Raw genomic sequence first — 12,767 nt, forward strand, 5'->3', positions numbered from 1 at the left:
AATTTTTACAAACGTAAAAACTGTACGTAAAGTATAAACAGAAAAAACTGTACAGAAAGAATGTGACTTATTCTGCCGTATGCTTTAAAATGCTTATGAGATGTTTTCTTTACATTTCGGTATGCTTTTTTTAATATAGAAGAGAAATTGCGATAGGAGGTTACAAGCATGAGCTTGGACCAGCTGACACCGGAACAACATTCCGCACTATTAAAGATACGTAAGCGTGTTATAGAAGCGATTGGAAGAAACATGGATTTATACGGTATCCCATTATCAACAGGTCATTTATATGGGCTGTTATTTTTTGCAGATAAACCGATGACATTGGATGATATGGGCCTAGAAATGAGTATGAGCAAGACAAGCATGAGTACAGGAGTTAGAACCTTACTTGATTTAAAGATGGTCAATAAGGTATGGGAAAAGGGCTCGCGTAAGGATTTATATGAGGTTGAAAACGATTGGCATCAAACGTTTACTGACTTCTTCGCAATTAAATGGAGAAAAGCTGTTGAAAGTAATATTCTTGTGTTCCGCCGATCCATCGAGGAGTTGAACAATCAACTTCAATCTCAACCAGAGGGTCCTATACATGAGATTCTTTTGGAGGATCAGCGGAAGATGAGTGAAGCTGTTCGATATTATGAATGGTTGGACAAGCTGATTGATGCAATGGAAAGTGGCGAAATTTACAAGATGATTCCTAAATCTTAATAACCCTTCTAAATTAAAAAATGGCAAGTCTCCGGTTTATAGGAGGCTTGCCATTTGACGTTTTCGGCCCATTGTTGCTTTATGCTCGAAGTAGCGTAGAGACCACAGCGATTGTAGGAACGGTCCGTTCGCGGAGCGTCCTCCTGGGATACGCCATTCTAGTGCAAGATTGAATAAGAAAATAACAAATATACGTCAATACAAGCGCTTTCAAATATAATAGACTAGAATAAGATAGGAATTTCTATCTTCGATACACCTCCTAACAATACATACGGGCAAAGGCGGGCATATCATGGCACTTTTCAAGCAGTTTGCTCCAAGGCGGAGATGGAGAATCGCTCAGATTTTAAATATATCTTTTTTCTTAATGATTTCATTGCCACTGTTTCTTGTTACTTTGTATTCTGTGAGGTCATTTAATTCGATATTGGTGAAAAACACGACATCTCAAGCCTTACAGACGTTGGAACAGGTGTCCTACACCTTCCAATCTGAAGCTCAGATGATTATGAATACGCTCTCAACGATGGGCAACGATGATGAATTAATTGCCACGGCTTCAGCAGTAAGTAGCGCTGAGAATTCACAGGAACACTTACAAATGAGTAAGAAGCTTGATACGCAGGTAGGGAGTTATTTTCATTATACGGGTGACGTGGCTAGCGTTCTGTTTTTCTTTAAAGATCAGAAGATGTATGAATATAAGCGAAGTTTAGGACAGAACGCTTCATTTTATCATAATCAAGAATGGTATAAGTCGGTGTCTGCCTCCAAGAACAGGGTGGAACTAATGGGGATCGAGCACAGTACACCTTCTGTACCAGAAGATGGGATGTACATTACTGCGGCAATATCTCCAAAATATAGTCCGATATTCTATGATGTGGATATGATTTATCTTGTATTTCGGGCGAGCAAATTTATCCAGTTATTGGAGACGAAAAATTCCGGCGCAGGGGATATTTATGTAGTTGGAGAGGGAGGCGATTTAATTGCTTCCACGAATAATGATGCTTTGAGGGAAGGAATGGAGGGGGTACAGTACTCTTTTCTAGATGCTGCTAAGCAAGGAACTCATGGTAGTTATGTTCATCAAGTAGATGGAAAGGAGTCTTATATTGTATATACAGAAGGTGATCTTGGATGGAAGTTTATCCAAGTTGTTCCGTATGAAGGGATCATGGCACAGGTTACAAGTGTATTTCATCGTACGATACTGGTTTCTGCGATTGGACTCATTATTTTCCTGCTGATGTCTTATTTCTTTGTACGAAGTATAGTGAAGCCTATTGTTGCTTTGTTCCGGCAGATGGCGCAAGTGAAATCGGGCAATCTTAGCGTCAGTATCACACCTTCGGGCCCCCTTGAAATTTTTGTGCTTGGCAATGCATTTAATGAAATGATGTCGAATATGGAAGGGTTATTACATGAGGTAAAAGAAAAGGAGCGACAGAAACGAATCGCAGAAATAACGGCGCTACAGTCGCAAATCAATCCTCATTTTTTGCTCAATACTTTAAATACAATCAAGCTGATGGCATCGATCTCCAAGGTTAGTAATATACAGCGAATGACAGAGGCATTAACCAAACTGTTGTCTTCAGCTTTTAACCAAGGGGGTATGTATTCAACGATTGGTGAGGAAATGGTGCTTCTAGATTATTATGTACAGATCATGAAGATTCGTTATGGGGATTTATTCGATATGGAATGTGTCATCGACCCCGCTCTGGAGCAGGCATTAATCCCTAAATTAATGTTGCAGCCTATTGTGGAAAATGCAATTATACATGGCATGCACGAGAAAGAGAGTCGAGGCAAAATTGTTATTACCGGGGGAATTGTAGATAAAGAAGCATGCTTATTTACGATCCATGATGATGGAGTTGGAATGTCATTAGAGGCACTTTCTGAGCTCCGTGAAGGACATGAAACGAATCGAGAAAGATTCAACGGAATTGGTTTAAGAAATGTTCAAGACCGTATTTCGCTTAATTATGGGTCTAATTACGGGATGGTTATTGAAAGCAATCAGGAGCAGGGCACTACAGTAACACTTCGTATTCCATTGATGTACCATACAGATTCGAAATAAGCCGAGATTAAGGGTTTGAGATTATTCAGCTTTAAGAGGAGAGGAGGGCGATTTATGTTAAAAGTACTGATCGTGGACGATGAGCCGATTGTGAGAATTGCACTTCGTGAGATCATCTTGTGGGATAGCTATGGGTGTGAAATTGCCGGGGAAGCGTCGAATGGTCGAGAAGCGCTGCGAATGATCCGGAGCAGCAATATTGATTTGGTATTGGTAGATATGCAGATGCCTATCATGACCGGAATTGAATTCATCAAAGAGCTACGCGACTTACCAGAAGGCGCTAAGACAGGAGTCATCGTGCTCAGTGCTTACCGTAATTATGAATATGTGCGTGAATCCTTTTTGTATGGTGTCTATGACTATATTATTAAGGATGATTTGGAGGAAGAGAAAGTAGGAAAAGTTATAGATAAGGCAGTAAACTTGCTACGTGAAAGAATGAATGAAAGTGAACGTAAAGAGAGTGAAGCCCGCTCCGTGCTACAACAATTAAAGGATCAATGGTTCATGGGGATTTTAAGACCACAATTAGGTGACTTGAGGAATGTACAGCTATCATCTCATGGGGAACATGGATTGGAATCTTGGTCAAAGGGGTTATCAGGATATCGCCATATTATCGGGTCGCTGTTAATTGATCGAAGTTATAAGGATACGTTGGAGGATCAAGGGCAGAAGCAACGATTTGTGATGCATACGGTAAGACAAGTCATTGAAGGATATGGCTATGAAATTGTGATGAGTAGGATAGGGCCATTGGAATATGCCTTACTTGTCTTAATTCCCCGGCATGTTAGCGGGCTAGCTGAAAGGGAATTGCTGCATGAGATCATAACCAAGGCGATGAGTCACTTGGAGCTATATGTGAATGTGCGTGGAGGCATCGGGATCGCTGAACCCTGTGATGATAAGGGGTTATGGAGAACACGATATGAGCAAGCGGTATATTTAGCACAATATCGTTTTTTCAGCGGAAGTGGAATGGTATATTTCCCGGAGGATGCTGTGTTACCTAGTCAGGAGGGGCGTTATCAGCAAGCTGCGGATTCTAGGAGCATGTCGGAGTTTATTCAAGCGCTTGCTCGTGATGATGATCATTGGCGCAAAGAACTGAGTGTCCTGCTGGGTCAATTCTCCCTTAGCCGTAGAGCAACAATTGATCAGATGCTGGATCCGTACCGTTCGCTGCTTCAGGAGATGAATACCATGCTTTACAGCAAGGGAATCGCTTGGTCTAGTGTCAAGGGTGTGGAATTATCAGCATCACAGTTGCTAAGCAAGATCGATTCACTTCAAGAAGTGAACCAGCAAATGATAGAGATCGCTGAAAGGGCAGCTGCAACGGTTTTCTCTGCAAAATATGCTCTAGATACAGTAGAACGACCGGTGGAGAAGGTAAGAAGATGGATCCAGGTTCATTATCATGAGCCGATTTCCTTAACATTAGCAAGTGAGGAAGCGGGAATTAGTGAGACTTATCTCAGTAAACTATTTTCCAAAGAGATGGGTGAAACCTTTGTTGAGTATGTTACTCGTATCCGAATTGAGAAGGCGATCGGGATGATGCATAGTGGGATGAAGTTGTATGAGATCGGGGAAAAGGTGGGTTATCCCAATCAGGGACATTTCACCAAAGTGTTCAAGAAGGTGACGGGCATTGCCCCAGCAGAATACCGGGAACAGTTACAACAAGAAATTGAAGAGGGATGAGAAGATTGTGAACCTGTGCAAAAAGAGAGAAGAAAACAACAAAAATGTACATATGAAAGCGTATTCAGTGACCTTACAATTAATTTATAACAAGCACATAGAGGAGGTCATTGTATGAGAAAAGGAAAACTTGGAATTTGGATTGCTGTGACAGCGTTACTGATATCTGTTCTAAGCGGTTGTGCATCTGGAGGAAGTAATAAGGTGGATAATACGTCAGGAAGTGAGAGCAAACCAGATAGTTCAGCTAAGGCTGTAACACTCAAAATGGTGATGTGGGATTCAAATAATGACTTTATCACATTTTTAAATGACAAGGTTAAGGAATACAGCAAAGTGAAATCAAACGTGACGATTGAGCTAGAGTCCTTCAAAAGCGATTCTGATTACTTGCAGGCAGTGAAGGTACGTGCAGGTGGTAATGCATTACCAGACATCATCGAGTTAAAGCCAAACTGGCTGAGTGATTTCAAAGAACAACTAATGCCACTTGATGGACTGGGTTTTGTAAGCAGTAATAAATACGCAGATAAATACAAAGTAGATGGGAAAGTCTTAGCTGTTCCTTCCGTCTCATTCCCAGAACTTGTGTATTATCATCCTAGCGTGTTCAAAGAGTTGAACCTTGAAGTACCAACAACTTGGCCGCAGTTCCTGGATGTGCTGAACAAAATCAAGGAGAATGGCACTTATATACCATATGCCATGGGCGGTAAAGATGCATGGCCAGATTATCCGTTTAACGAATTCTTGCCACATATTCTTTCAGATGATGAGAATTATTTAAGCGCAATGGCTGAAGAAGATGCACCTTTTGCACAAGGTACAGCTTTCTATGAAGGGTTCAGTCAGATCGCACAGTTGTATGACGCTAAAGTAATGGGTCCGGATCCACTTGGCGTGGGCTGGGATCAGGCGACAGACCTGTTTGTATCCAAACAGGCAGCTGTAGTAGCATCAGGTCTTTGGTTCGTACCGACTTATGCCTCGAAGACAGGAAGTACCGATGATTTGGCGGCGTTCCCAATGCCTTATCGTCAGAACGAAGATACTCCATTGAAACTTATGACATTTACAGATCATTTCTATGGCATTAGTGCATCCACTAAATATGCTGATGAAGCAAAGGCGTTCATGGAATGGTTCTATTCACCTGAAGTATATCAGGATTATATCGACCACGCGCAGCTTGGTTCTGCTTATGAGGGAATTGAAGCTAACGTACCGTTCCTACAAGATTTTTATAATAACAATAAGAATGAACCGTTCCTCTACATCCCAGGTAACGCAGCTTATACAGATTTGGCGAATGCCATTCAATTGGATGTAAAGGCGCTAGGTCAAGAGATGATGGCTGGTAAGACAGTGGATGAGATTAGCAAGGATTTGGATGGAAAATGGTCTAAGGCTCGAAGCGCTAAATAGTACAACATAGAAATAGGGTTGATAGGTCGTCCGGATCAGGGCGACCTAGACAGACCCATTCGGAGGAGGTTCGTGGATGAGATATACTGTCCAGAAGCGGCTTGTTATTTTCTCATTTCTTTGTATTCCTGTGGGATTACTTGTTTTATTTCTACTCTATCCAACAGTTAAGCTATTTCAATTTAGCTTCACGAATTGGAACGGTATTTCTGAAAGCTTTGAATATACAGGGTTAAAGAATTATATTACAGCCTTTCAAACACCAGAGGTATGGACTGCATTAGGCAATAACTTTCTATATTTCATTCTTCATGTCATCTTTATTCCGCTTGAAATAATGGTGGCTGTATTCCTTAACAATAAAATCAAAGGCAGTAACTTTTTTCGGTCGATCGTGTTTATGCCGTATATTCTCAATGGCGTAGCGGTAGCTTACATTTTCAGCTATTTATACAATCCGATTAATGGTCCGTTAAATGCACTGCTAGGAGATATGAATCTTGAATTTCTAATTCGCAACTGGCTCAGTGATTCGAGCGTGGTCAACTATTCTTTGGTCGCCGTGTCACTTTGGAGATTTAGTGGATTTCACGTTATTTTGTTCTTGGCGGGTCTACAATCTGTCCCTGCTGATTTGTATGAAGCAGCGACCATTGATGGAGCTAGTGGGTTTCAAAAATTCCGTTATATTACTGCGCCAGGTATTAGCCGGGTTATAGAGATTGTGCTCTTCCTCAACGTCCGAGGGGCACTACAAGTCTTTGATATTCCATTCCTCATGACACAAGGTGGACCGGGTACGGCAAGTACAACTTTTACGGTGTATACCATTCAGACTGCATTTAAATATAACAATTACGGTTTGGCTTCAACTTTAGCTGTTATCCTGATGACAATCATCATTGTATTCAGTATGCTACAGAGCAGATTGTTTAAGGGGAGGGAGGAATAACAATGAAAGTCAACTTACCGAACTCCCTAGTAAGCTATCGAACACGTCAGCGTTTGAATTCATTCCTGCTCTATCTATTGTTTGTCATAATTGGTCTGATTGTAATGTTCCCGGTACTAATAAACATCTTTACAGCGTTTAAGACGGGCCCGGAGCTAATGAAGAATTCTCCCCTGGCACTTCCGGATTCGTGGCAATTCACGAATATTAAGACGGCGTTCAACATGGGGAACATGCTCGTCGGGTTTAAAAACACAGCGATTCTTGTCGTGGTCAGCGTCTTACTTAACACCGTATTAGGCTCTATGACGGCTTATACGCTGAACCGGTTTCAATTTGGAGCTAAGAAAATCATTATGGCGATGTTCACGGTTGCGATGGTGATTCCGTTCTATACAACTGAGGTATCCAGATTTCAGATTATTAAATCGCTTGGGCTGTACGATAGCATGTCTGCTCCTCTATTAATCTATGCTGGAACGGATTTGCTGCAAATTTTCATTTACCTGCAGTTTATAGAGAAAATTTCGAATCAGCTTGATGAAAGTGCAATGATTGATGGAGCCTCTTACTTTAAAATATTCTTCCGCATTATCTTCCCACTGCTGATTCCAGCTTCGGCAACTTTAGCTATTATTAAGGCAGTAGATATTATGAATGATATGTATATTCCATATTTATATATGCCGTCCAAAGAACTACATACCCTCTCGACAGCATTAATGACCTTTGTGGGTCAGAGGGCCTCGGATTATGGATTATTATCGGCAGCTATTCTGATCGTATTGCTCCCGACGATTATCATCTATCTTTTGCTCCAAAAGTTTATTTTCTCCGGGATCACCGAAGGAGCTATTAAAGGGTAAGAGACAATTTATCATTAGCAAAAAGGGGAGCCCCCGGGCTTCCCTTTTTGCTTAATATACTCCGATATCATCTAGCATAATTTTCCCGCGTCCCTCACCCATATGGAAAGTTAATCTTTGGATGCTAGTAGGGTCCAGCTCGGGATCGACCGCAGTATACTCACTTAACGGTAACTGGAACGTTTGAAATACCGTCTCTGTTGGGTGTTTGTACTTACCGTCAGAAAGACGCTGATCTAACCAAGGATGCAGGGTGAAGTTCGTCTCAGGTAATGAAGGTACAGCCATGAAGGAGGACAAAGGAAGACGTACAGAGACACCACTTGTATCCTGAATCTCTACTTCGATCTCGAACGACCTCATTAGCGATTCCTCGGATGTTTCCTCTACTGTTAGTTCGAAGCTACGGTTGCTGAGCGAGAAGGCGAGTATTGAAGCTTCTCCTGATCGTGGAGCTTTAGCCCCCTGTTCCCAACTTAGACTATACGAAGGCTCTGTTGATTCCTTACTCTCCCAACTCAGGACGATTCCACGAGTACCTTTGTTAGAGTTATGTCGGTTCTTATATTCTTCTTCCAGCCATATCAAATCTGTACCTGTTGCCTTACCGGCACCGGGTAGACTTACTCGGTTCATATCCTCATCAAACGAGGCCCAAGAGGTAAACTCCCCGCTCTCGAAGCGGTTATAGTATGAGGTTTCTGGAAGCCACCTAAGACCATTTCGGTAATCACGGAATAGAGGAATATATTGCTGCTCCCCATGGAGGGTGGCCTCTAAGAAAGCGCAAATATATACCTTGGAGATCGACCGCTGTTCGGGAGCGCTCAACATATCTTTTTTACTTAACAAAATCCCCAGAGGGTAAGCGATATCCCGATCACCCCATCCACTGTTGAATTGGCTATGGTTAGCATTTGAAATGTATAGGGTTGATTTGAAATTCGTAGACCCAGATGAGAAGGTGGTTCGGGCATATTGCCGTTCTCCGTCAAAATCGCTGACATCACCGTCTTGTGCTCCCTGAAGGGTTAAGTAACTAATATCGTGTAATTTGGCTTGTTTTTCATCAACTTTTTTATCTGTAGGTGCTATAGCTGCGACCGCTTGAATCTGAAACTTTCTGAAATCGCCTAAGGTATCATCAGTGCTAAACCATTGATCGGCATCAGCAGCCATAGCTACGGCCTGCCCACCTCGAGAGTGTCCTATAAGTGCAACTTGTTCATAATCAATCTTTTCATAGAATGGATTATCTGGTGAACTAGCAAATTGATCAATTTGCTCTAAATGTTTGAGTAGAACCCAGGCCCTTACCTTCATATCATTGTTCGGTATACCAGTCCAAATGGAGTAATTCAGGAAATTCTCGTCAACTGATACAGTAATGAACCCTCGGCTTGCGAGTAATTTTCCCAGATAGGCGTAACCGTCATCCGAATAATCCTCCATTAAATGATTACCATGAACAATCAAGACAATTGGAAAAGGACCTGAACCTTGAGGCATCCATACACGGCCGTTAAGGGGCAGTGATTTTTCATCATACCCCCAGAATAGTGTTCTTAACTTGGACCACTTTGTTATATATTGTGATGCGTCCACGGACTCAGATAGAAGATCGACATGATGGCCAAATTCTGTCTGACGTGGATCTTCTCCACTACCATAAGTAAAGTAATCAACGGAATAAGATCCCGGTTCAGCTGGACTTACCGTATTAATGGGCGTTACAGAGGAGGTCAACTGATGTTCACTTTGAGATGCTGATTGATCCTGCAGCCATAAGGCCGTACTGAGGCATAGAACAGCGAGCAGCGCGACTAGACCTAACTTAATTCGTGAGCTGATACCACGGCTGGAGAGCAACCCGATGACAAGTCCTGTGAGAATGCCGCCGAGTGTCACTATAACCGAGACAATAGCTGCAATAACAAGTTCAACATCATCTAAATAAAAGATAAAGAATACCGCAATGAGATCGAACAATACCGTACCGATAAAAAGTCGGGGAATCCGTAATCCTATCAACGCTAGTAGAATGGCTACTATATTTCCCAGAACAAAGAAAGAGAAGGTTCCCGCAGTGGTAAATAACAGTATATCGAAGAAGGTACCCGATCCTGTAGGGACACCAAGTGCGAGTAGGACAAATGCGAAAAGGCCAGCCCCCCAGGGGCCGGCGATCGCTATCCGCCAAAAGGCGGTATCATATTGGTATGTGTGTTTGATGCGATTTACTAGTCTAGAAATAAGAGGGGGCTTCTGTAAGACATATTCTGTTTGCACTTGAAGTTGCATAGCTTCCCCCACCTTGGATTTTCTCAATATATTGTATCATGCCAAGTGCAATGGGGGAATGAGTAGAATTATGGAATGCGGCTTGATTTGAACCGGAATATTGACCATACGGCGAGCAGGATCATGACACCAATACATACACCAATACTAATCCGATTCGCTGCATCAAATAAGAAAGTCACGGCAATTATGGATAGACACAGGGTCGTGATGATGGTGAGGTAAGGATATCCCCATACCTTGAAAGTTGGCTGTACAGGATAAGATTTGCGGAGCTTTAACTGAGCTAGGCATATCGCAATCCAAACGATCACAACTACGAATCCAGGCACTGCCATCAATAGAGTAAAGACTCTTTCTTGGGCAAAGTAGGCGATCATTGAACCAAGAAATAGAATAACAGCACAAAGCTTTAGACTATTCACAGGAACACCTTTAGCGGAAATGCGAGCGAGCGATTGAGGTGCTTCTCCGTCCTTGGCTAGAGAATGAAGCATCCGTGTAGCACCGTAAATTCCTGAGTTCGCCGCAGATAACACGGCTGTAATCAGGATGAAATTCATTAGATGGGCCGCGCCTTGCATTCCGGTCGAAGTCAGGACCTGAACAAAGGGACTGGTATGCTCATCTAGTTGATTCCATGGAATAAGCCCACAGATGATCAGAATAGGCAGGGAATAGAAGAGAATGACCCGCAGAATGAAACCCTTCACCACTTTAGGAAGTACCTTTTCTGCATCCTGTGCTTCCGTCAAGGTTAGTCCGATGAGTTCTGAGCCCCCATAAGAGAACATGACGATCAGTAGCGCTGAGAAGATAGAGGTCCAACCATTCGGGACAAATCCACCGTACTCTGTAAAATTATGCAGGAAAGGGGCTTCTGCTCCTGGTAACAACCCAAATAGGAGGCTTCCGCCGAGTACAATGAACACAACGATCATAGCGATTTTGATCCCGGCCAACCAAAATTCAAACTCACCGTAACCACTGACGCTCATTGAGTTCACACCAATTATGAAGGCTGCGCTTGCGAGACTGAGAATCCACAAGGGAACATCTGGTATCCAGAATTGCAGAAAACTTCCGGCAGCAATAACTTCAATTACGCAAACGGCTAACCACATGAAACAGTACAACCAACCAACTATAAATGAAACCCGCTCTCCAAGAGCTTTGCGGATGAATTCTTTCATATTCATGTTGGGATAGACGGTAGCCATTTCAGCGATGGCTCCCATAACGACAAGGAGTAGGAGTCCTGCGAATACATAGGAGAAAATAACTCCAGGTCCAGCAATGCTTACAGTTTCCGCGCTACCTTTAAAGATACCCGTGCCGATGACCCCGCCCATCGCCATAAAACTGATATGCCTCGGTAGTAATTTTTTTTGTAAAGGGGATTGATTAGATTTCACAGTAGAATGCCTCCTGATGAGATGAAATTCGTGATTTAAGATAAACACTGCTCTATATTACAATAAATTTAATCTCTAAGATATGAATGCATAATGAAAGTGTCCAGGAATGTGACTATTGTTTGAATAGTCGAAGATTCGATTCCGTCTGACAATTTTTTCATTTTGTGATAATGTGTGAATACTATAGTTTGAAGCACGAGGGCGAGAGTTAAAGAGAGAAGGGGGATGGGGCATTGAATTATTTGTTTTGGGGCATTCCATTCATGTTTGATTTCAAACTTTATGGAAAAGACTTCATACCGGATATCTTGGGAATTATCATAATCTGCACAGGGCTGTATTCACTTAAGCAGAGAAATTCTTTCTTCCATACAGGATTTTATACATCACTCATTATGCTAGGTTGGGTGTTGTTCAAGTACATATTTAATATCTCGGTTTTTCAAAAAGATATGGTTTCGAGTTCTTCCATACAAAACGATCCGTTTGATTTTAACACCATCGTACCTTTTATTGATCTAGTGACGATCGCCTTCCAGGTAATCCTTGTATATGTGGTTGGACGTGGAATTATTGGGATGGTGAGTGACAAGAAGCCAGAACTAGTTAAGAAGGTCAGAATGCTGGGGTTCGGATATTTCTTGTTCGCACTGATTTCTGTGTGCTACCGGGTGTTCAATCTACTGCAGAATCGTTATGTAGGTTGGATGGAGCTGGCTTTATTTGTTTTCTCTATGATCAGTGTGGTTACAATGATGGTTTATATTAGTAGAGTTCATAGACTATCCTCAAACCTAGATATTTCTACGGATCTGGCATCCCATCAGGATTCCAATGAAGTTGAAGTTGAAGTTGATAATGAATCTAATTCCACTGAGTCTCGTACGAAAGAGGTACCTCCAACAAAAGCACCGGCGATCATCAGTTTGATCTGTGGTGTAATTGCTAATCTTCCCTTAGGGATTTATTTACTGTTATTTATGTTTGCACGTACGTTGAGTAATCCAGATGACCCTAGCGCTGGAGCGGGGGTCGGTTATCTAATGGCCTTTGCGTTTATATTTCTATCCATTGTTTCCGTTCTGTTTGGTATTATAGGTGGTTTAATTGTGTTAGCCTCATCCAAAGTGCATCGATCTTTAAATAAAGCCGGACTATTAAGCTCCGTCATTGGAGGGCTACAACCTATCATCATACTCATGATGGTTAGTCCTGCAGGAGCGATGTTTATTTGGCCAGGTCCGTGATAATTCATTTAGTACGAGTTTACTTTAGCA

General features: G+C 42.1%; 9 protein-coding genes. 7 read left to right on the forward strand and 2 right to left on the reverse strand.

The features are described 5' to 3' along the window. Nucleotides 1-168 precede the first annotated feature (168 nt). The 6 genes from NST85_RS07320 to NST85_RS07345 all read left to right on the forward strand — a co-directional run bounded on the left by NST85_RS07320 (nt 169) and on the right by NST85_RS07345 (nt 7,771). Nucleotides 169-717, forward strand: coding sequence for a GbsR/MarR family transcriptional regulator (locus NST85_RS07320; protein WP_127191996.1), 549 nt, complete (start codon nt 169-171; stop codon nt 715-717). A gap of 295 nt (nt 718-1,012) precedes the next feature. Further along, the gene (locus tag NST85_RS07325; RefSeq protein ID WP_127191995.1) at nt 1,013-2,815 is read left to right on the forward strand and encodes a cache domain-containing sensor histidine kinase; all 1,803 of its coding nucleotides are present in this window, start codon (nt 1,013-1,015) and stop codon (nt 2,813-2,815) included. A 54-nt stretch (nt 2,816-2,869) separates the two neighbouring features. Next, nucleotides 2,870-4,528, forward strand: coding sequence for a response regulator transcription factor (locus NST85_RS07330; RefSeq protein ID WP_127191994.1), 1,659 nt, complete (start codon nt 2,870-2,872; stop codon nt 4,526-4,528). 114 nt (nt 4,529-4,642) lie between these two features. Then, entirely contained in the window at nt 4,643-5,953 is a 1,311-nt protein-coding gene (locus tag NST85_RS07335; protein WP_127191993.1) for an ABC transporter substrate-binding protein, read from the forward strand. Between the two features lie 76 nt (nt 5,954-6,029). Next, the gene (locus tag NST85_RS07340) at nt 6,030-6,905 is read left to right on the forward strand and encodes a carbohydrate ABC transporter permease (protein ID WP_127191992.1); all 876 of its coding nucleotides are present in this window, start codon (nt 6,030-6,032) and stop codon (nt 6,903-6,905) included. Between the two features lie 2 nt (nt 6,906-6,907). Further along, nucleotides 6,908-7,771 (forward strand): carbohydrate ABC transporter permease, encoded by an 864-nt coding sequence (locus NST85_RS07345; protein ID WP_127191991.1) that lies wholly within the window; start codon nt 6,908-6,910, stop codon nt 7,769-7,771. A gap of 51 nt (nt 7,772-7,822) precedes the next feature. On the opposite strand, the gene NST85_RS07350 is transcribed toward NST85_RS07345, so the two are convergent. Together NST85_RS07350 and NST85_RS07355 are read right to left on the reverse strand one after the other, a co-directional pair. After that, nucleotides 7,823-10,072: a poly(ethylene terephthalate) hydrolase family protein gene (locus NST85_RS07350; protein WP_127191990.1), complete on the reverse strand. Its 2,250-nt coding sequence runs from the start codon at nt 10,070-10,072 to the stop codon at nt 7,823-7,825. Nucleotides 10,073-10,140: 68 nt separating this feature from the next. After that, entirely contained in the window at nt 10,141-11,487 is a 1,347-nt protein-coding gene (locus NST85_RS07355; RefSeq protein WP_127191989.1) for an amino acid permease, read from the reverse strand. A 236-nt stretch (nt 11,488-11,723) separates the two neighbouring features. Between NST85_RS07355 and NST85_RS07360 the strand changes: the two genes are divergently transcribed. Next, nucleotides 11,724-12,737 carry a hypothetical protein gene (locus NST85_RS07360; RefSeq protein ID WP_127191988.1) on the forward strand — a complete coding sequence of 338 codons (1,014 nt, stop codon included), beginning with the start codon at nt 11,724-11,726 and terminating at the stop codon, nt 12,735-12,737. Nucleotides 12,738-12,767 lie beyond the last annotated feature (30 nt).

It is taken from the genome of Paenibacillus sp. FSL K6-2524, from assembly GCF_038005525.1.
GTDB lineage: Bacteria > Bacillota > Bacilli > Paenibacillales > Paenibacillaceae > Fontibacillus > Fontibacillus anaericanus.

Coding starts and splice junctions, on each gene's coding strand:
- NST85_RS07335 (WP_127191993.1), top strand. CDS start 4,643: ATGAGAAAAGGAAAACTTGGAATTTGGATTGCTGTGACAGCGTTACTG.
- NST85_RS07325 (WP_127191995.1), top strand. CDS start 1,013: ATGGCACTTTTCAAGCAGTTTGCTCCAAGGCGGAGATGGAGAATCGCT.
- NST85_RS07330 (WP_127191994.1), top strand. CDS start 2,870: ATGTTAAAAGTACTGATCGTGGACGATGAGCCGATTGTGAGAATTGCA.
- NST85_RS07320 (WP_127191996.1), top strand. CDS start 169: ATGAGCTTGGACCAGCTGACACCGGAACAACATTCCGCACTATTAAAG.
- NST85_RS07340 (WP_127191992.1), top strand. CDS start 6,030: ATGAGATATACTGTCCAGAAGCGGCTTGTTATTTTCTCATTTCTTTGT.
- NST85_RS07350 (WP_127191990.1), bottom strand. CDS start 10,072: ATGCAACTTCAAGTGCAAACAGAATATGTCTTACAGAAGCCCCCTCTT.
- NST85_RS07345 (WP_127191991.1), top strand. CDS start 6,908: ATGAAAGTCAACTTACCGAACTCCCTAGTAAGCTATCGAACACGTCAG.